Here is a 17,017-nt window from a genome sequence, read left to right as displayed (position 1 = left end):
CGGGCAGCGAAGCTGCACACTATAATCTCGTTTATTATAACTCGATTTATAAAAGCAGCTCCGGGCCGCCTGCGGACGAGCAGTCGGGATGCGGCGAAATTGCCCTTGCTCCTCTAGCGGCTATAGATCGTAAGGATCTTTCCCAACCAAGGAGTTTGCATGCCGCGCGAAACGCATCAGTGGACCCTGCTCATCGCCGGCTGGTTTATCGCGTTGGTCGCCACGCTCGGCACCCTGTTCATCGGTGAGGTCATGGGGCAGATGCCATGCACCCTGTGCTGGTATCAGCGCATCGCCATGTTCCCGCTGGTCGTGATCCTAGGTGTCGGCGCCTTCCGCGGCGATATGGACACTTGGCGATATGCCCTGCCGCTTTCCTCGGTCGGCCTCGTCATCGCCGCTTACCATTCCCTCCAGTATGCCGGACTCCTGCCTGCGCCGATTGTCCCGTGCTCGGCAACGGGGCCTTCCTGTTCCGGAGCCGGCATGCTGATCATGGGCATTCCCATCCCTTATCTCTCCACCGCCGCCTTTGCCGGCATCACCCTCCTGCTCTTGCCCCTCGCGAGGAAACAATCATGAACAAGCGCCTTGCCGTCGTGGCGGTCGCAATCATCGCCGTCGCCGCATTCGGCCTCGCAGCCTGGTTCTACCGGCCCATCCCGACGCCAAGCGCATCGCCCGTCCTCCCCACCGTCGAAGACGCAGGATTCGCACGGCCCCACTCACCGGTGATCGGCCCTGCAGACGCTCCAGTCACCATCACCGAATTCTTCGACCCCAGCTGCGAAGCCTGCCGGGCATTCTACCCGATCGTGAAGCAGATCATGGATCGTCATCCCAACCAGGTGAAGCTGGTGCTGCGCTATGCAGCTTTCCACGAAGGTTCAGACACCGCGGTGAAGATCATCGAGGCTTCCCGTCTCCAGGACCTCTTCATCCCGGTGCTCGAAGCGCTCCTTGCCCGCCAGCCGGAATGGGCGGTGCATGGTGCACCCAACCTCGATCTGGCATGGCAGATTGCAGGCGAGGCTGGTCTCGATGTGGAACAGGCCGGGCAGGACGTTTTGCGGCCCGGCATGACTGGCGTTCTCAACGCCGACATGGCCGATGTGGAGCGCCTCGGCGTGCAGCAGACGCCCACCTTCTTCGTCAACGGTAAGGCGCCAGCGAGCGCTGATCCGCAAGCCCTTGCCGATCTGGTCGCGAGCGAGGTCGCCGCCTCCAATGCTCTCTAGCGAGAACCCTGCGCCTTGTCGGTGGAGTTCACATCACATATATATGTGAGCGAGGTGAGCCATGAAACGAAACACCACGTTCAATCTGCCCGACGATCTGGTGCAGCATGCCAAAGCCTATGCTGCCCGTGAGGGCACGACCGTGACCGCGATCATCCGGGAGCACCTTGAACGTGTCACTGGCTATAAGGGGGAGAACGTTCGCATGTCCGATCCTCTGGTTGATTTCTCCGAAGGGCGTATTTCGAAGGAGACTGCCATCAAGGCCCTGGGCTTGCGCGACTACGCTCAGTTGCTGGTTTCGCTGGGCGACCGGGATCTGCCCTTGCCGAAGTTGCCCGCCCATGTGCTGGAAGCGATGACCGACACGTTCGTGGGAATACTGCAGCAGCCGCGTCAGGAGGAGGATCGATGAAGACTCGCTGCGTGCTCCTTATTCCTGACTCCGGGCCGTTGAACAGCTTGTGGACGGCAGGTCGACTCGAACTCCTGACCACCCTGGACATGCCCATTGTCATGGTCGATGAGATCTATGCCGAAGTCACGGGCGACCTATCCTACCCCAAGGACCGGGAGGTGAAGGCTTTCTTGGACGGGCTTAAGGGCAAAGGCTTGACTGTCGAGGAAACGTTCGTCGGCAACGCTGCCAGAGCTGCGCGCGAGGCCGGCACGTTCGAGAGCGGTCGAGGGCTAGGTGACGCAGCGGTCGCCGAGTTCATGGCCAACGGCGTGCAGAAGTACACGACGAACGGAGCGCCTGTTCTTCTGCTCTTCGAGGATGCCGATTTCCGCAATGTCAGGTTTCTTCGAAAGCCCGACAACCTCCACCTGCTGTCAACGGTGGCCATGCTCCGCGGGCTGGAGCGTTACGGCATCATCGCTTCCGCAGACGATGTCATCAAGGCCATGACCAATCCCGAGCCGCCGAAGAGGGCGCGAGTCTTCAACGATCTGCCTGATGGGTACGAGGAAGAGGCCTTCGGCGGAAGCCATTGGGAGCCCGCCGGGCCGTGATCTGCTGACCGATGGAAAAGAATGTTGACGTCCTGATCGTCGGGGGCGGCCAAGCCGGTTTGGCCGCTTCCTACCGTCTCGCACAGGCTGGCGTGTCGCACCTGGTGGTCGATGCATCTGCCAAAGTCGGCGACAGCTGGCGACACCGCTATCACAGCCTAACCCTGTTCACGCCGCGGCGCCTGAGCTCGCTCCCAGGCGTGCCGCTCGACGGCGACCCCGAAGGCTATGCCGGACGACTCGAGTTCGCCGACTACCTTGAGCGCTACTGCGCGACGAACGGACTGCCGGTGATGAGCGGGACCCGGGTGGTGCGACTGCAGGGTGACGATACCGGCTGCTTTGTCGCCGAGCTGGACAACGGCGCCACCGTGCGCAGCCAAGCCGTCCTGGTGTGCACTGGCGGTTTCCAGCAGGCGATCGTACCGGGAATTGCATCGCGGTTCGGGTCCAGCGTCGCCCAGCTCACAGTATCCACCTATCGATCGCCGCAGAGCATCGGAACGGGCCCAGTGTTGGTGGTCGGCGACGGCGCGTCGGGCCGGGACATCGCTGTCGAACTGGCGGCTACCTATGAGGTACTCCTCGCTACCGGCAAGCCCCGTCGCCTGTTCCCGCAGCGTGTGCTCGGTATCAGCACCTGGACGCTGATGGATCGGGCGGGGCTGCTCTCTGTCTCACCTAGATCGCCCATCGGCAGGATAATGCAAGCCACCGATCCCTTTCCGGACCGCGGGCGCAGCTTGGCTGCGCTGCGCGGTCAAGGCGTGAGCATCCGATCGAGGCTGGTGCACGCATCCGGTGGCACCGCAACCTTCGTGGACGGCAGCCATGCCGTTGTCGCGTCGGTTATCTGGGCGGTCGGTTATCGGAACGACGACAGCTGGCTAGAAGTGCCAGCGGGCACATCGGGGCTGCACTTCCTTGGCCGCCCATGGCAGCGGAATAGAGCATCCGCCCTGATCCTCGGTGCTGACAGGGACTCAAAGGTCGTGGTGGACAATCTCCTTCAACATCTCGATCAGCCGTGATCGTAATCGTGGTGATCAGGTGGAAGCTCATCGGCTCCTAAGACCCGGGCATCCACCGTCACCTCAGAATCGTCAATAGAAACGGTGACGGGCACGGACGCATCCACAAAGGGTCCCACGACTTCGATGCGCACGCCGCCGGGCTGCATGTACAGTTCCGCATGCGGTGGCAAGGTTGGCTCGAAGGCCTCCCCGTCCGACCTGACGACGCTCGTAATCGATGCCCCCGGCACTTCGATGCCTATGGGCCAGACGCCGCGGGTGTTGCGATTGTTGATGACGAGGTAGATCTCGACGCCGTTCGGCTGCGTGGTTGCCCAGGCTTCCTCGACCACTACGCCGTCGATCACGGCTAGGGGCAATTCGGCAGCGACCGAAATGGACGCCCATCCGCTTACAAGAGCTGCAACGATAATATTCTTCATGACCGCAGCCTGACACTCGCAAGGGACCGGAGCAACGCTCAACGCGCATCTGCGACAATGCGCTTGCTCCTCTAGTCACTGGAGGAGTTAGGTTGACCTCGACGCAAGGAGGTTTGCATGTCCCATTCGCACGGATCCGCTGCCAACCGTAGCCCAGGACAAGGCCGCCGGCTGCTCATCGCCTTGGCGCTCAACCTCGGCATTGCTGTCGCCGAGGTGGTGGGCGGCGCCATCTCCGGCTCGCTCGCCCTGATCGCGGACGCAGCGCACAACCTGTCGGACGCCGGCTCGGTTCTGGTGTCCTATATTGCCTGGCGGATCGCCCAGCGGGCCGCAAACGAGAGGCGAACCTTCGGCTATGCCCGGGCAGAAACCGTTGGCGCGCTCATCAATCTCACGACGTTGATCATGATCGGCCTCTATCTGCTGTGGGAAGCCGGCACCCGTTTCCTGGAACCGGTTGAAGTCGTCCCCACCACGGTCCTGATCGTAGGCGTCATCGCCTTGGTCGAGGACCTGCTCGCAGCGTGGGTGCTGCGCAAGGATCTCGGCAGCCTCAACGTTCGCAGCACCTTCCTTCATATGATCGCCGATGCGCTGGGCACCGTCGCGGTGATCGCCAGCGGCATCGCCATCATGATCTGGGGACCATCGGCGTCCTGGGTCGATCCTGCCGTAACCGCCCTGATCGCCGTCTACGTCTTGGTCCACGGTTCGACGGAGATCCGGGAATCGATAGCGGTCCTGATGGACAGTGCGCCGAAAGGCTTCGACCATGACGGCCTGCTTCGGCACCTCCGATCGGCGGACGGCGTCGTCGACGTCCACCATCTCCATGTCTGGGAGATCAGCGAAGGCCGGACGGCGATAGAGGTGCATCTTGCGACCGATCGCAACGACCTCGCCGCCGCCACGAGCCTCAAGGAGGCGCTCAAGAAGAGCCTGCATGACCAGTTCGAGATCGAGCACGCAACGATCGAGATGGAGTTGGCCGGCATGGTCGAACACGATCGCGACATCGTTCCCAAGGCCGAAGGGTGAGGCTCACGAAGAGGTAACCCTCAGGGGATATGGTTGCCAGGAACTGAACTGGACCCAGATGCTCGCTCGCCTCATCCAAGCCGCCGCACTCGTCATCGCCGCTGTCGTGCTGACCGGCTGCAGCCAATTCGTCGGCGACAATCGTCACAACGTCCCATTGCCGAAGGGATTGGTGGACCAGATGGCGGCGATCGGCTCCTCACCGACCGAACCGATGATGATCCGGGTCTTCAAGGAGAGTTCGGAGCTCGAGGTCTGGAAGCGGACCAGCAGCGGCCAATACGCACTGCTTAAGACCTATCCGATCTGCAAGTGGTCCGGAGCACTCGGTCCAAAGATCCAGGAGGGCGACTACCAATCTCCGGAAGGCTTCTACGACGTCACCCCGGCCTTGATGAATCCGAAATCCAGCTACTTCCTGTCGTTCAACGTGGGCTTCCCGAACAAGTTCGACCAGGCTTGGGGACGCACCGGCAGCTACCTGATGATCCACGGCGACTGCAAGTCGGTGGGTTGCTACGCCATGACCGACGACGGCATCAAGGAACTCTACGCCATGGTTCGCGAGAGCTTCCGGGGCGGCAACCAGTCCGTGCAGCTGCAGCTGCTGCCGTTCCGCATGACGGAGGCAAACCTCGCACGGCACGCCGCCAGCCCCCATGCCCCCTTCTGGCGCAACCTCAAGGAGGGCACGGACATCTTCGACCGCACGCTGCAGTTGCCGGCGGTTGACGTGTGCGAGAAGCGTTACGTGTTCAACCGCACGGGCGCCGCTCTGCTCGATCCCAACGGAACCTGCCACGTCGCGCCGCTCTCGACCATGGCCGCCCTTTGATGGGCTAAGGGCGCCCGGAACCGGATGCGGTACGGCCCGCGAAGGCGCCGGTAATGGTCGCCATCAGAAGCATGACGACGCCGGCGGTGATGCCGACGTCGGCCAGGTTGAAGGTGGGAAAGTGCCAGCCGCCCGCGTGCAGGTCGATGAAGTCGGTGACCGCGCCATCGGGAATGCGGTCGACGAGATTGCCCAGTGCCCCGCCCAGGATGGCGGCGTAGCCAAAGCGCTCGAGTCGTCCACGGCTCCTGTGCCACAGCCAGGCGACCACCGCGGACACCACGAGGGTCACGAGGACGATGGCCCACCAGCCCCCGGGCCCGTCCGCGGCGAACATGCCAAAGCTCACGCCGGTATTGAATCCCAGGGTAAGGTTCAACACCGGCAGCACCGGCACGCCAGCCCCGTCGAGGTACATCAGGGCGGCCTCCTTGGTGGAGGCGTCCACGCCGATGACGCCAAGAACGAGAAAGAGCGAGGAGTCGCGATTGCTCATCGGCCAGCCTGCCGTAGGTCAGACCTCGCATCACGGATGATCGACCAAGCGGACTGCAGGAACAGGCCGGCCACCGCGAAGGCGACGATCAGGTCCGGCCACTGCGACCCGGTCCACCAGACCGCACCCGCGGCAGCGACCACGGCGAGGTTGCCGATGGCGTCGTTGCGGGAGAACAGCCAAACCGCTCGCATGTTGGCGTCGCCCTTGCGGTGCGGGATAAGCACCACTGCGGCCAGCACGTTGACCACGAACGCAATCAGCGCGAAGACGCCCATCACCAGGCTCTCGGGCTGGTGCTCGATGAAGACTCGGTAGACGGTGGACGCGACCACGCCCAGTCCCAGAAGGCCGAGAAAGATGCCCTGCAGCAAGGCCGCCTTCGCCCGGGCGGCAAGCCCCCAGCCAACGGCGATCAGGCCCAGGAACGAAATGAGCCCGTCGCCGAGGAAGTCGAGCGAGTCGGCCTGCAGCGCCTGGGAGCCGGCGATGAAGCTGCCGGCGATCTCGACGATGCCGTAGCCGACGTTGAGCAGCACGACGATCCAGAGAGCCCGCTTGTAGGCCGGCGTGACGTGCGAGAGGTCCGGAATGTGGTCGTCGTCGCCCTCCTCGTCGTGGTCGTGCTCGGAGTTCGCCCCCTTCTGCCCGCCGATCCGGTCGAGCTGGTAACCGAGGTCCGTCACCGCGGTCTCGAGGATTGGCAAGCGCCGACCAGGATCGTCCACCTCGAGCGTCATGATCTGGGAGGCGATGGAGACCTTGACGTCCTGGATGCCGTCCACCTTGCGGGCGGCCCCTTCGATCTTGGCGGCGCAGGACGAGCAGTCCATGCCGGTGACTTGGTAGCGTACGGTTTCGGCAGCAGCGCTCATGCCCTTGCTCCTTCTTGAGACGATTTGGTGCAGAGGCTACAACCTGTAGTCACTACAGGAGCAAGCAGGAAATGCAGATAGGGGATTTGTCCCGCAACGCGGGGGTCAATGTCGAGACCATCCGCTACTACGAACGGGCGGGCGTGCTGCCCGTCCCGGCCAGACAGGGCAACGGGCGCCGCATCTATGGCGAAGCCGACGTCCGCCGCCTCGGTTTCATTCGCCACGCCCGGGACCTGGGCTTCGACCTGCAGTCCATTCGCACCTTGCTGGCCTTGCAGGAACAGCCCGAGGCCTCCTGCACCGATGCCAGTCGAATCGCACAGGCTCAACTGGACGAGGTCGAACGTCGCCTGGCGCAGTTGCAGAGCCTGCGAGCAGAATTGTCGCGGATGGTCGCCGAATGCCGGAAAGGGGTCGTCGCTGAATGTCGTGTCATCGAAGCGCTCAACACCTCGCCGTTCTGATCGCGGTCGCCTTGGCGGGAGCGGCGGGGGCGGCCCTTGCCGAGGACGTTTCCGGCAGGCAGGTCTATGTCGAACATTGCGCAAGCTGCCATGGCGCGAACCTCGAAGGTCAGCCGAACTGGAAGCAGCGGCTGCCGACCGGGCGCCTGCCGGCACCGCCCCACGACGCGACCGGCCACACCTGGCATCATTCCGACCGGCAACTGTTCCGGATCGTCAAGGAAGGGCCGGCGGCCATGATGTCCGGCTACGAGACCGACATGCCGGGCTTCGGTGCGGTGCTCGACGACGCCGAGATCGCAGCCGTGCTCTACTACATCAAGAGCACCTGGCCCGAACGCCAGCGCGACGTGCAGGCCGCCAAGTCCGCTTCGGACCCGCTCCAACCATAGACGAAGCCGTCAGGCCGCGGCGTTGGCGGCGACCGGAAGGGCTCGCTTGTGGGCGGTCGCGCGATAGGCGTTCACGATCCGATCGCGGGCGAAATCGGGAACCGCCCTGCCTTCGAGGAAATCGTCGATCTGGTCGTAGGTCACCCCATAGGCGTCCTCGTCTGGCCGCAAAGGGGCATCGTCCTCGAGATCCGCCGTAGGCACCTTGAACACCAGCTCCGACGGTACACCGAGGTGGGCTGCTATGGCGCGGACCCTCCGCTTGGTCAGGCCGGCGAGCGGCAGGATGTCGGCGGCGCCGTCGCCGAACTTGGTGAAGAAGCCCATGACCGCCTCGGCGGCATGGTCGGTCCCGATGACGAGGCCCTTTAGACCTCCCGCCAGGGCGAACTGGGCGATCATCCGCTGCCTCGCCTTGACGTTGCCGAGCAGGAAGTCCTCCTGTCCCTCATTCTCGGGCTCGAAGCCGGCTGCCCGGATCTGCCGCCACATGGCGTCAGCGGCAGGCTTGATGTTTACGGTGAAGGTCTGATCCGGTTCGATCGCCGACAATGCCGCCTGGGCGTCCTTCTCGTCGGCCTGAACTCCATAGGGCAGCCGTACCGCGATGAAACGCGCTTCGCGGCCCTCGGCCCGCAGGTCCCTCACGGCTCGCTGTGCCAGCATGGCCGCTGTGGTCGAATCGACGCCGCCGCTGATGCCCAAGACATAGGTCGTCAGGCCGGAGCGCACCAAGTAGTCCCTGAGGAACGAGACCCGCCGGTCCACCTCGACGGAGGCTTCGAACGATGGCGCGACACCGAGCTCGGCGATGATTTGGACTTGAGAGGTCATTGGTGTTCCAATCTCGCTGACTGACCGGTTTCCGAACGTGATCCACATCGAAGGTAGTGGTCGATCCATCTGGCTTCGGATCAAGCGTCGTGCAGATGGTGCTTGCACTTGCCGTGATCGGCGAGGATCTCGATCACCCGACAGCTCTCGACCCGACCATGGCTGCAGCCATCGACCATCCGCTCGAGTTCGGCCTGCAACGCCGTCAAGCTCGCGATCTTCGCTTTCACCTCCACCAGGCGAGCCTTGGCGATCGTGTCGGCATCTGCGCAAGACTGGTCGGGACGGTCTTGGAGTTCGAGCAGCGTTCGAATCTGGTCGATTTCGAAGCCGAGCTCTCGCGAGTGCCGGATAAAGGTTAGCCGCTCGATGTCCTTGCGATCATATGTGCGGCGCCCGCCATCCGTGCGCGGCGGCGCGGCCAGCAGCCCGATCTGCTCATAGAAGCGAACAGTGGTGACCTTGACCCCGCTCGCTTGCGAGACTTTTCCAATCGCGATGCCGTGACTCATTTCCGCTTGCTCCTATAGTGACTGGAGGATGTACGGCAATGATGGAGAATTCAAGGAGTCGCTGCCGATGGACGCAAGGATCGAAACTACCCGCTTCAAGGTGGAAGGCATGGATTGCGCCAGCTGTGCTTCGAAGGTGGACACCGCGGCACGTCGCGTCCAAGGAGTCGAGGACGTATCCGTCTCAGTCGTGTCGGGCACCATGTCGGTGAAGCACTCGGACGGCGCCGATCTCGCCGACCTTGCCAAGCGTGTCTCAAACCTGGGCTACCCCACCCGCCGCCTGCAGGGCGCATACAATGCCCGGCCCGTGGACCAGCATGGCGAAGGTCATGGCGAGCATGACGATCAGGCAGGTGGCGGTCATCTTCATCTGCATGGTGACGATGGTGTCGACGAGGGCGTACCGTGGTGGCGCACCCGAAAGGCGGTCTTGACGGCGTCCTGCGGCATCGCACTGCTGCTGGCCTACCTCGTGGGCAGGGTCGTCCCGGATGTCGGGCACTGGGCATTCCTGGTCGCGCTACTGGTGGGCTTGGTCCCGATCGGTCGCCGTGCCGTCGCCGGCGCCATGGCCGGCAGCCCGTTCTCCATCGAAACGCTGATGTCGATCGCCGCCGTAGGCGCCGTGATCATCGGCGCCACCGAAGAAGCGGCCACGGTTGTCCTGCTCTTCCTCGTCGGGGAAATGCTGGAAGGCTTCGCCGCTGGCCGTGCCCGTGCCAGCATCAAGGGTCTGGCGGATCTGGTGCCAAAAACGGCACTACTGGTCGATGGCGACGCAGTGCGTGAAGTCCAGGCATCCAGTCTTGCCCTGAAGCAGGTGGTGCTGGTGCGCCCCGGCGACCGCATCCCGGCGGATGGAGAGATCGTAGAGGGCCGCGGTGCCATCGACGAGGCTCCGGTCACCGGTGAAAGCATCCCCAAGAGCAAGGGTGTTGGCGATATGGTGTTCGCCGGTACCATCAACACCGACACCGCCATCAGGGTGCGCGTCACCGCTGCCGCTGCCGACAACACCATTTCCAGGGTCATCGCCCTGGTGGAGGAGGCACAGGAATCCAAGGCACCGACCGAGCGCTTCATCGATCGGTTCTCCAAGATCTACACGCCCGGCGTTCTGCTGGTCGGCGCCTTGGTCGCCACCGTGCCGCCGCTGCTGATGGGCGCATCCTGGGGCGAGTGGGTCTACAAGGGCCTCGCCATCCTTCTGATCGGCTGCCCCTGCGCACTGGTGATCTCCACCCCTGCCGCCATCGCTGCGGCCCTGTCTGCCGGTGCTCGTCGCGGGTTGCTGCTCAAGGGCGGGGCGGTACTCGAGCAGCTCCGCACCATCACCATGGTCGCCATGGACAAGACCGGTACGCTGACCGAAGGGAAGCCGAAGGTCACCGATACCTTGGCCATCGGCCGCAGCGAGACCCAGGTGCTTTCGATGGCTGCGGCGCTCGAGACGGGATCGAGCCATCCGCTCGCCCTCGCCATTCTCGCCAGGGCCAAGGCGGACAAGGCACCCGTGCCTCCCGGTTTTGATCTTGCCGCGGTTCCCGGTAAGGGCGTCACCGGCAGCATCGGCACCGACCAGGCATTTCTCGGCTCTGTCGAGGCAGCCGCCGAACGCGCCACGATCCCCGATGAGCTGCGGGCACGCATCGTCGCCTTCAACGACGAGGGCAAGACCGTCTCGGTGCTGCTTGCCAACGGCACGCTTGCCGGCATCTTCGCCATCCGCGACGAGCCCCGGGCCGATGCCAGGGCCGGTCTGCAGGCGTTGCGAAATGCGGGCGTCGGAGCAGTGATGCTCACTGGCGACAACCAGCGCACCGCCAGCGCCATCGGCGCCTCGCTGGGTATGGATGTTCGGGCCGGCCTGCTTCCCGAGGACAAGCAGCGCATCGTTCGAGAGCTTCAATCGCAAGGCAAGGTCGTGGCCAAGGTGGGCGATGGCATCAACGACGCACCGGCACTGGCTGCCGCCGATGTCGGCATCGCTATGGGCGGCGGCACCGACGTGGCGCTCGAGACTGCCGATGCCGCAGTGCTGCATGGCCGCGTCACCGACATCGCCGACATGATCGGCCTGTCGAGGGCCACGATGGCGAACATCGGTCAGAACATCACCTTGGCCCTCGGGCTCAAGGCCGTGTTCCTCGTGACGACCGTCATCGGCGTGACCGGCCTGTGGCCTGCCATCCTTGCGGACACGGGTGCAACCGTGCTGGTGACCGCGAACGCCATGCGCCTCCTGGCCTGGCGGGGCAGCCGGTCGCATTCCGTCTGACCCGTCGAGGCGGTATTGCTCCAGAAAAATGGATCGGACCACATGAAGATATTTATCACCGTCGCCTTGTTCGGCATTCTTGCGACCGGGAATGGGTTCGCCCATGACTTCACGCAGGGTTCGATCTACCTCGACCATCCGATGATCGAGGAGGCCCCGCCGAACGCGCCGGTACTCGGCGGATACCTCTCCATCCAGAACATGGGCGACACCGATGACCGCCTCGTAGCCATCGAGAGCAGCGCTGCCGAGAAGGTGGAGATTCATCGGTCGACCGTGACCGATGGCATCGCGCGCATGCAGCCCATGAAGGAGGGCCTCGTCATCCCCGCCGGTGAGACCGTGTGGTTGGACAACGGCATGCATGCCATGTTCGTCCAACCTGCCGAGCGGTACCGCGCCGGCGACGAGGTGCCCGCTACACTGGTGTTCGAGAGGGCTGGTCGCATCGACGTCACGTTCAAGGTGGAGGAGCGGTCCACCGGATCCGGGGCTTCTCATGAAGGTCACGGCCAGTGACCGGCTGGCGCAGGCTTCGAGGCATCCTTTGGGTTCTGGTGGCGATCGCAGCTGCCGGCGCTGCCTTCCTCGCTTTTGGTCCCCGGCTCGAACCAGCGAACGCTGGGGAAGCAATTTATGCCAAGCCCTTTTCACTGGTGAACCAGGACGGCGCTCCGGTCACGCAGGTGGATTTCCTCGGCACGCCTTCGGCATGGTTCTATGGCTTCACTCATTGCCCCGACGTCTGCCCCACGGCCCTGGCCGAGATGTCGGCCATCCTGGAGGCGCTTGGTCAGGATGCCGACAAGCTGCAGGTCGTCTTCGTCTCCGTCGATCCGGAGCGGGACACGCCGGAGATCATGAAGGGTTATGTCGACTACTTCGATCCCCGGATCACCGGCCTTACCGGTGACCTTGCGCAAGTCGCCACCATGGCCAAGGACCGCTACATCTTCTTCGAGAAAGTGCCCATGGAAGGCGGCGACTACCAGATGGAGCACCAGGCATCGATCCAACTCGTCGACGCCGATGGACGGTTCTTCGGAACCCTTGCTGCCGAGGAAGGCTTCGACGTCAGGCTGGCCAAGGTTCGCCGCCTCATCGGCGAGGGATAATACCTTTCCCGGCGTCACCTCACGTCACGATCGGGAATCTCACGGCTAGGAAGGACCCGATGCACGCCTTCGGGTTCGTCTTCGCCACTGAACCTGACGCCGGCACGTTCCAAGGCCTCTTTCATGGCCACGACGCTGGTCGGCAGCACCCTGTCGCCACCGTTCTCGTAGGCCGCTACGGTCCGGCGACCGATGCCGCAATGTCCCGCAAGCTCCTGCTGGCTCCAGTCGAGGAGGGCGCGTCCCGCCCGGATCTGGGCGGGAGTTGGCCGGTGCTGATGTTCGCTCAAGACGCTGTTCCGAATCGATCTGATGACAACCGAAACTTAACCGAACTGGCAGTCGTTGCACAAAATGTACATTGGGCCTTGACTTCTGCCGCGAACAGCTATAGTGACTAGAGCATTGGAAGCAGCAGGTGCCCATCGGTCAGGCACCGCAACAAGACCTTCCCCCGCGTGCATAGCCCGCACGACGTCCTGAATATTCATCGTGTTCGGCCTGTTCGTTGCATGCAGGGAGAGAACCTGTGTCTTTGTTCGTGCGTCCCCAAGACCTTAAACCGAAATCCCGTACCCTGCGCCACCGGGATACCCGGCGGAAACTTTCCTCCATCCTGTTCGACTCGCTCTCCCGGCTGGACGAAGTGGCCGTGATCGGCTCGGATCCCCTCGTCACCCATTTCGCCGCGTCCTTGGGGTTGGAGGCTGCCTCGTTGGCCACCTGCCAGGCCATGCTCGACGAGCGACCGGTGACCTTGGTCGGCGTTCCCTCACGTCACTGGTTCCGTCCTGAAGCCATGAAGCTCCTTCTGGCGCTGAAGGGGTCCATGGAGAAATGCGGTCGGCCCTGCGTGCTCCTTCCACAACGGGCGATAGCCATGCTCGAACGTGGCGACACTCGAGAAGAACGGGCCAATATCCTGATCGAGCTGATCCGTGATCCAGTGAGAATGGGCGTCGGCCAGGCGTGCTGCACCCGAGAAAGGGGCGATCCCATCGGATGCCGCGCCATGCAGCTGCTGACCGGCAACGACTGCTTGCCCTGATCCACCCGGCATTACCGCCCTGTTGATGGTCTCGGGAACTCCCGAGCCGGAGGATACCCATGCCCGGAAACACCAGACACCCTCGTCCCGTTGGCAACACTCTTCTGCCCCAGTTGATCTATCGAGCCGGTTTTGCCCGTGACGAGCTAGAGGTCATGGAAGGCGACTTCGGGGGCGGGAGCATCCGCCTGCCTTCAGGCCTCGACCCAATGACTTTCCGCGTCAGGGACCTGGGATACATGCTCGAAGCCTACGGGCTTCCCTACGAGATCATCTCCGATCCCAAGACATAGCGAAGGCACTCCCCTTCGATCCCACAAACCCGCTGTTTTCCTGCCCAGGAGTAGTCGCATGCTCGATGCCGATGCCGCTCGCCCTAGTTCCGCTTCCACCAAACCGGTCCCCGAACAACGCCGCCGCCGCTCCCTGCGCCAAGCCGCCGAAACCCTGGTTCTGGTCCACCCCTCCGTAAAGCGCCTTCTCGATGATGGTGCCGTCGAGGACATGGCCGACGACCTGATGATCGGCGCGGACGACTTCACGACGTTCAACGTCGCCGTGTCGGGACGCGAGGTGACCTTGGTTTGCATCTGTCACGCCGCCTGGCGCAGCGAGGAGCGACACGCCTTCTTCGAGCTCAAGGCCGTAGCAGCGACCAGCGGGCGGACCGTCGTGCTGGTGCCGGAAGGATTTATCCGGCGCGAGCCAAGGCTCGCCAATGCGACGATGATCGCCGGCGCCGCAGGTGCCGAGATCGGGTTGACGGACCGCATGAAGATACTGACCCACCTGATCGACAACGGTGGAAGCGCTCCCTTGCTCGACCTGGCAGGTATGGTGCGGGGAGAGGAACCGGTATCAGCCGTCATGGCGCTGGTCGTCGAAGGCGGCCTCTACATCGACCTCGACAGTCCGATCCTGCCCGGCACCGAAGTGCATCTGGTGCAGCCGTTATGAGCCGGCGCGGCAATCCCGTGAATTTCCTGGGGGCCGACCCTCTTGGCACAGCCGACCGCCTGGAAGAACTGGCGGCGGACCTGCGCCGACTCGCGAAGGGTTGCTTGCCCACTACGTCGGAATTGGCGGAAGCACCGATCCTGCTGGGGTGGGTACCGCTGTCGCGCCCCTGCACGGCATTGGCCGGGCCGGTCGAGGGGCACCCCCGGATAACCGACCATCGCCCTGCGGTGACGTCCGAACTGTTCGCCATCGACAGCAACGAACGGTGGGCCAGGACCATGAGCCGCTACTACAGGCTCACGCCTCGGAGCACCGAGAGGAAGCGCGATGAGTGAGTTCGAGAATATTTTCTTCTTCGAGGAGCCGCATGAAATGAAGAAAGCCAGGAACACCAAGGACGAGCGTACGGTTCAGGAACGGCTGGCCGACCTGATGGTCGAGCGGGCCTTGCCGAAATCTATTCGCAATGCGTTGAACAAGGGCACCAGCGGCCACATGGTGGTCATCGTCCCGTCCACGGAGTGGCAGGAGCCCATCGGCGAGGCTCTCGGGGAATTCGAAGGCGACATCCACCCGGTCTATCCTGGCACTGCCAAATCGGCGAAGGATGACCGCAAGGCCGTAAAGTATCATCTCGAAGCCGGTCATGTGGTCGTTGGGGTTGCGGTCACACCGACCTCGCTTCCGGCATTGCTGCGCACCGTGGCCTCGATGACGGTGACGGTGCCGACGCCGGACGGGGCCTTGATCCGGGCCCTGATGCGGAGCATCTGCACCGGTCCAATCCCCCGCGCCTTAAGCATGCTCAACATCGGGATTCTCGACTTTGACGAGATCTGCTCCGTCGTCACCGCCGGCGCCGAAGCCGCCGCCGTGGTCGACAAGTTGAGCCATGCCATTGCCAACAAGACCGGAATGGCACGAGTCGGCGAGGTCTTGCCGGATATGGACCAAGCGGTCGAATTCGGGGCCGCGCGCTTGTGGGCACAGGACCTCAAGATCGATCTGGCCGATGTCGCAGCTCAAAAAATCAGCTGGGCCGACGTGGATCGCGGTATTGTCCTGCATGGTCCGCCGGGCACCGGAAAAACCACATACGCCCGTGCGCTCGGTGAATATCTCGGCATTCCCGTCGTGATCGGCAGCATCGCGGAGTTGTTCGCCAGCACTACGGGCTATCTCGATACGGTGATCCGCGCGCAACGCGAGCTGTTCGAACGGGCACGCTCGTCAGCGCCATGTCTTCTGTTCCTGGACGAGCTGGACCAGGTGCCGAATCTGGACGCAACCGACAGCAAGAACCGGGATTACTGGGCGCCGGTGGTGGCCGATTTTTTGGTCGCGCTCGATGGTGCAGTGGCCGAGCGCAATGGCGTGATCGTGGTCGGCGCCACAAACAGGCTGCACGCCATCGCGCCGGCAATTCTCAGGAACGGGCGATTGGAAAGATCGGTGTTCCTCGGTCCCCCCGGGCCCGACGGGGCCTTGCGCATTCTGCGGCATCACCTCGGAACAGCACTGCAGAACGTCGAACTTGGCGAAGTGGCCGCGATCTGCGCCAGCCGGTCGATGACCGGGGCGGATATCATGGATGTCGCCCGCACCGCCCGTCGGCGAGCTCGCCGCGCCAACCGGGATCTTGCCCCCGACGACATCATGGCGGTTCTGGTTCCGGAATCGGACCTGCCCCCCGAACTCGTGCGGCGGATTGCAGTGCATGAGTCCGGGCACGCTATCCTTGCGGCCCTGCACATGCCGGACAGCCTGGTGAAGGTGACCATCGAGCCCGGTGCCGCAAACAGCGACAGTGGCGGACACACTCAATTGCTCAAGCCGGATTACCAGCTGGAAACGGCAGTCGAAATCGAGCACCGCGTCGAGATGCTTCTCGGCGGGCGGGCGGCAGAAATTCTGATGTTCGACGCCCCCAGCACAGGGGCAGGAGGTTCGGCCTCGAGCGACCTGGCGCTGGCTGTCCGGACCTTGGCAACCTCCTATCTGACTTTCGGGTTGCTTGATGCGGCGCCGAGGTGGCGGTGCCCGCCCGATGAAGCGATGGCTAATATGCTGCGTGACCCGTTCGCCTGCCATGCCATCGAGACCAAGCTCTCCGCCCTCGCCGATCGGGCGCTGCAAACGCTCACTGCTCACCGGGAAGCACTCTACCGACTTTCCGAATCGCTGGTTCGGCAAAGAACCATCCACCGGGACGAGATCTTGGGGATCGTCTTGGATAACGGAGGCGTCGATAGCCCCGACAGGTCGCACTCGGCCCGTTCCGAACGCACCTTGAGTACAGTCCTTCGATAACATAATCGTGATCGGGCGGGCGCGCCGTGTTTCATTTTCCGCGCTGTCAACATTGGCAAACCCGAATCATGTCATCGGCGTCAAAACGGGTGTCGAACACCTCCTGCGGCCCGTTCCGGTCGGTCGAGTCTCTCTGCCCGGCA

Annotated in this window: 23 protein-coding genes; 17 read left to right on the top strand and 6 right to left on the bottom strand. The window is 63.5% G+C overall.

What is annotated here, in order from left to right; genetic code table 11:
- Positions 1 to 159 precede the first annotated feature (159 nt).
- From ACFSX5_RS15340 to ACFSX5_RS15320, 5 genes are all read left to right on the top strand, one after another.
- Complete coding sequence (locus ACFSX5_RS15340) at positions 160 to 582, top strand: disulfide bond formation protein B (protein WP_386834606.1); 423 nt, start codon at positions 160 to 162, stop codon at positions 580 to 582.
- Positions 579 to 1,238, top strand: coding sequence for a DsbA family protein (locus tag ACFSX5_RS15335; RefSeq protein ID WP_386834605.1), 660 nt, complete (start codon positions 579 to 581; stop codon positions 1,236 to 1,238). The genes ACFSX5_RS15340 and ACFSX5_RS15335 overlap by 4 nt, the downstream gene beginning before the upstream one ends.
- 61 nt (positions 1,239 to 1,299) lie before the next feature.
- Positions 1,300 to 1,653, top strand: coding sequence for a DUF6364 family protein (locus ACFSX5_RS15330; protein WP_386834604.1), 354 nt, complete (start codon positions 1,300 to 1,302; stop codon positions 1,651 to 1,653).
- Positions 1,650 to 2,252, top strand: a complete 603-nt coding sequence (locus ACFSX5_RS15325) for a hypothetical protein (RefSeq protein ID WP_386834603.1) — start codon at positions 1,650 to 1,652, stop codon at positions 2,250 to 2,252. The genes ACFSX5_RS15330 and ACFSX5_RS15325 overlap by 4 nt, the downstream gene beginning before the upstream one ends.
- 11 nt (positions 2,253 to 2,263) lie before the next feature.
- Entirely contained in the window at positions 2,264 to 3,283 is a 1,020-nt protein-coding gene (locus ACFSX5_RS15320; RefSeq protein WP_386834602.1) for a flavin-containing monooxygenase, read from the top strand.
- On the opposite strand, the gene ACFSX5_RS15315 is transcribed toward ACFSX5_RS15320, so the two are convergent.
- A complete protein-coding gene (locus ACFSX5_RS15315; protein WP_386834601.1) occupies positions 3,274 to 3,708 on the bottom strand; it encodes a hypothetical protein in 435 nt (144 codons plus the stop codon). The genes ACFSX5_RS15320 and ACFSX5_RS15315 overlap by 10 nt on opposite strands.
- A gap of 117 nt (positions 3,709 to 3,825) precedes the next feature.
- Here ACFSX5_RS15315 and ACFSX5_RS15310 point away from each other — a divergent pair, with 117 nt between their 5' ends.
- Positions 3,826 to 4,749, top strand: coding sequence for a cation diffusion facilitator family transporter (locus ACFSX5_RS15310; protein WP_386834600.1), 924 nt, complete (start codon positions 3,826 to 3,828; stop codon positions 4,747 to 4,749).
- 58 nt (positions 4,750 to 4,807) lie between these two features.
- Positions 4,808 to 5,584 carry a L,D-transpeptidase family protein gene (locus tag ACFSX5_RS15305; RefSeq protein ID WP_386834599.1) on the top strand — a complete coding sequence of 259 codons (777 nt, stop codon included), beginning with the start codon at positions 4,808 to 4,810 and terminating at the stop codon, positions 5,582 to 5,584.
- 4 nt (positions 5,585 to 5,588) lie between these two features.
- Here ACFSX5_RS15305 and lspA read toward each other — a convergent pair whose 3' ends face one another.
- Positions 5,589 to 6,080: a signal peptidase II gene (gene lspA / locus ACFSX5_RS15300; RefSeq protein ID WP_386834598.1), complete on the bottom strand. Its 492-nt coding sequence runs from the start codon at positions 6,078 to 6,080 to the stop codon at positions 5,589 to 5,591.
- Positions 6,077 to 6,955 carry a cation transporter gene (locus ACFSX5_RS15295; RefSeq protein WP_248306140.1) on the bottom strand — a complete coding sequence of 293 codons (879 nt, stop codon included), beginning with the start codon at positions 6,953 to 6,955 and terminating at the stop codon, positions 6,077 to 6,079. Before ACFSX5_RS15295 ends, lspA begins: the two co-directional genes overlap by 4 nt.
- A 71-nt stretch (positions 6,956 to 7,026) precedes the next feature.
- Between ACFSX5_RS15295 and ACFSX5_RS15290 the strand changes: the two genes are divergently transcribed.
- Both ACFSX5_RS15290 and ACFSX5_RS15285 read left to right on the top strand, forming a co-directional pair.
- A complete protein-coding gene (locus ACFSX5_RS15290) occupies positions 7,027 to 7,422 on the top strand; it encodes a MerR family transcriptional regulator (RefSeq protein ID WP_386834596.1) in 396 nt (131 codons plus the stop codon).
- Complete coding sequence (locus ACFSX5_RS15285) at positions 7,383 to 7,814, top strand: c-type cytochrome (protein ID WP_386834595.1); 432 nt, start codon at positions 7,383 to 7,385, stop codon at positions 7,812 to 7,814. Before ACFSX5_RS15290 ends, ACFSX5_RS15285 begins: the two co-directional genes overlap by 40 nt.
- A gap of 9 nt (positions 7,815 to 7,823) precedes the next feature.
- On the opposite strand, the gene nadE is transcribed toward ACFSX5_RS15285, so the two are convergent.
- Together nadE and ACFSX5_RS15275 are read right to left on the bottom strand one after the other, a co-directional pair.
- A complete protein-coding gene (gene nadE / locus ACFSX5_RS15280) occupies positions 7,824 to 8,648 on the bottom strand; it encodes an ammonia-dependent NAD(+) synthetase (protein ID WP_386834594.1) in 825 nt (274 codons plus the stop codon).
- Between the two features lie 80 nt (positions 8,649 to 8,728).
- Complete coding sequence (locus ACFSX5_RS15275; RefSeq protein ID WP_386834593.1) at positions 8,729 to 9,160, bottom strand: MerR family transcriptional regulator; 432 nt, start codon at positions 9,158 to 9,160, stop codon at positions 8,729 to 8,731.
- A gap of 67 nt (positions 9,161 to 9,227) precedes the next feature.
- On the opposite strand from ACFSX5_RS15275, the gene ACFSX5_RS15270 reads away from it, so the two are divergent.
- Genes ACFSX5_RS15270 through ACFSX5_RS15260 form a run of 3 tightly spaced genes read left to right on the top strand, consistent with a single transcriptional unit; the run spans position 9,228 to position 12,556 of the window.
- A complete protein-coding gene (locus ACFSX5_RS15270) occupies positions 9,228 to 11,441 on the top strand; it encodes a heavy metal translocating P-type ATPase (protein ID WP_386834592.1) in 2,214 nt (737 codons plus the stop codon).
- 42 nt (positions 11,442 to 11,483) lie between these two features.
- Positions 11,484 to 11,960, top strand: a complete 477-nt coding sequence (locus tag ACFSX5_RS15265; protein ID WP_386834591.1) for a copper chaperone PCu(A)C — start codon at positions 11,484 to 11,486, stop codon at positions 11,958 to 11,960.
- A gap of 38 nt (positions 11,961 to 11,998) precedes the next feature.
- The gene (locus ACFSX5_RS15260) at positions 11,999 to 12,556 is read left to right on the top strand and encodes an SCO family protein (RefSeq protein WP_386834590.1); all 558 of its coding nucleotides are present in this window, start codon (positions 11,999 to 12,001) and stop codon (positions 12,554 to 12,556) included.
- Between the two features lie 14 nt (positions 12,557 to 12,570).
- On the opposite strand, the gene ACFSX5_RS15255 is transcribed toward ACFSX5_RS15260, so the two are convergent.
- On the bottom strand, positions 12,571 to 12,846 hold the full coding sequence (locus tag ACFSX5_RS15255) for a helix-turn-helix transcriptional regulator (RefSeq protein WP_386834589.1): 276 nt from the start codon (positions 12,844 to 12,846) through the stop codon (positions 12,571 to 12,573).
- A 239-nt stretch (positions 12,847 to 13,085) separates the two neighbouring features.
- On the opposite strand from ACFSX5_RS15255, the gene ACFSX5_RS15250 reads away from it, so the two are divergent.
- From ACFSX5_RS15250 to ACFSX5_RS15230, 5 genes are read left to right on the top strand one after another with little or no spacing between them, the layout of a single operon-like run.
- Positions 13,086 to 13,604: a hypothetical protein gene (locus ACFSX5_RS15250; protein WP_386834588.1), complete on the top strand. Its 519-nt coding sequence runs from the start codon at positions 13,086 to 13,088 to the stop codon at positions 13,602 to 13,604.
- Between the two features lie 59 nt (positions 13,605 to 13,663).
- Positions 13,664 to 13,897: a hypothetical protein gene (locus ACFSX5_RS15245; RefSeq protein WP_386834586.1), complete on the top strand. Its 234-nt coding sequence runs from the start codon at positions 13,664 to 13,666 to the stop codon at positions 13,895 to 13,897.
- 58 nt (positions 13,898 to 13,955) lie between these two features.
- A complete protein-coding gene (locus tag ACFSX5_RS15240; RefSeq protein ID WP_386834585.1) occupies positions 13,956 to 14,561 on the top strand; it encodes a hypothetical protein in 606 nt (201 codons plus the stop codon).
- Entirely contained in the window at positions 14,558 to 14,899 is a 342-nt protein-coding gene (locus ACFSX5_RS15235) for a DUF6634 family protein (protein ID WP_386834583.1), read from the top strand. Before ACFSX5_RS15240 ends, ACFSX5_RS15235 begins: the two co-directional genes overlap by 4 nt.
- A complete protein-coding gene (locus ACFSX5_RS15230) occupies positions 14,892 to 16,874 on the top strand; it encodes an AAA family ATPase (protein WP_386834582.1) in 1,983 nt (660 codons plus the stop codon). The genes ACFSX5_RS15235 and ACFSX5_RS15230 overlap by 8 nt, the downstream gene beginning before the upstream one ends.
- Positions 16,875 to 17,017: the final 143 nt, after the last annotated feature.

It is taken from the genome of Devosia albogilva, from assembly GCF_042685625.1.
Taxonomy (GTDB): domain Bacteria; phylum Pseudomonadota; class Alphaproteobacteria; order Rhizobiales; family Devosiaceae; genus Devosia; species Devosia albogilva.
This window is presented reverse-complemented; position numbering and strand designations above follow the sequence as displayed.

Bases quoted from the DNA above. Each gene is read 5' to 3' on its own strand.
- ACFSX5_RS15340 (WP_386834606.1), top strand. From the start codon at position 160: ATGCCGCGCGAAACGCATCAGTGGACCCTGCTCATCGCCGGCTGGTTT.
- ACFSX5_RS15335 (WP_386834605.1), top strand. From the start codon at position 579: ATGAACAAGCGCCTTGCCGTCGTGGCGGTCGCAATCATCGCCGTCGCC.
- ACFSX5_RS15330 (WP_386834604.1), top strand. From the start codon at position 1,300: ATGAAACGAAACACCACGTTCAATCTGCCCGACGATCTGGTGCAGCAT.
- ACFSX5_RS15325 (WP_386834603.1), top strand. From the start codon at position 1,650: ATGAAGACTCGCTGCGTGCTCCTTATTCCTGACTCCGGGCCGTTGAAC.
- ACFSX5_RS15320 (WP_386834602.1), top strand. From the start codon at position 2,264: ATGGAAAAGAATGTTGACGTCCTGATCGTCGGGGGCGGCCAAGCCGGT.
- ACFSX5_RS15315 (WP_386834601.1), bottom strand. From the start codon at position 3,708: ATGAAGAATATTATCGTTGCAGCTCTTGTAAGCGGATGGGCGTCCATT.
- ACFSX5_RS15310 (WP_386834600.1), top strand. From the start codon at position 3,826: ATGTCCCATTCGCACGGATCCGCTGCCAACCGTAGCCCAGGACAAGGC.
- ACFSX5_RS15305 (WP_386834599.1), top strand. From the start codon at position 4,808: ATGCTCGCTCGCCTCATCCAAGCCGCCGCACTCGTCATCGCCGCTGTC.
- lspA (WP_386834598.1), bottom strand. From the start codon at position 6,080: ATGAGCAATCGCGACTCCTCGCTCTTTCTCGTTCTTGGCGTCATCGGC.
- ACFSX5_RS15295 (WP_248306140.1), bottom strand. From the start codon at position 6,955: ATGAGCGCTGCTGCCGAAACCGTACGCTACCAAGTCACCGGCATGGAC.
- ACFSX5_RS15290 (WP_386834596.1), top strand. From the start codon at position 7,027: ATGCAGATAGGGGATTTGTCCCGCAACGCGGGGGTCAATGTCGAGACC.
- ACFSX5_RS15285 (WP_386834595.1), top strand. From the start codon at position 7,383: ATGTCGTGTCATCGAAGCGCTCAACACCTCGCCGTTCTGATCGCGGTC.
- nadE (WP_386834594.1), bottom strand. From the start codon at position 8,648: ATGACCTCTCAAGTCCAAATCATCGCCGAGCTCGGTGTCGCGCCATCG.
- ACFSX5_RS15275 (WP_386834593.1), bottom strand. From the start codon at position 9,160: ATGAGTCACGGCATCGCGATTGGAAAAGTCTCGCAAGCGAGCGGGGTC.
- ACFSX5_RS15270 (WP_386834592.1), top strand. From the start codon at position 9,228: ATGGACGCAAGGATCGAAACTACCCGCTTCAAGGTGGAAGGCATGGAT.
- ACFSX5_RS15265 (WP_386834591.1), top strand. From the start codon at position 11,484: ATGAAGATATTTATCACCGTCGCCTTGTTCGGCATTCTTGCGACCGGG.
- ACFSX5_RS15245 (WP_386834586.1), top strand. From the start codon at position 13,664: ATGCCCGGAAACACCAGACACCCTCGTCCCGTTGGCAACACTCTTCTG.
- ACFSX5_RS15240 (WP_386834585.1), top strand. From the start codon at position 13,956: ATGCTCGATGCCGATGCCGCTCGCCCTAGTTCCGCTTCCACCAAACCG.
- ACFSX5_RS15235 (WP_386834583.1), top strand. From the start codon at position 14,558: ATGAGCCGGCGCGGCAATCCCGTGAATTTCCTGGGGGCCGACCCTCTT.
- ACFSX5_RS15230 (WP_386834582.1), top strand. From the start codon at position 14,892: ATGAGTGAGTTCGAGAATATTTTCTTCTTCGAGGAGCCGCATGAAATG.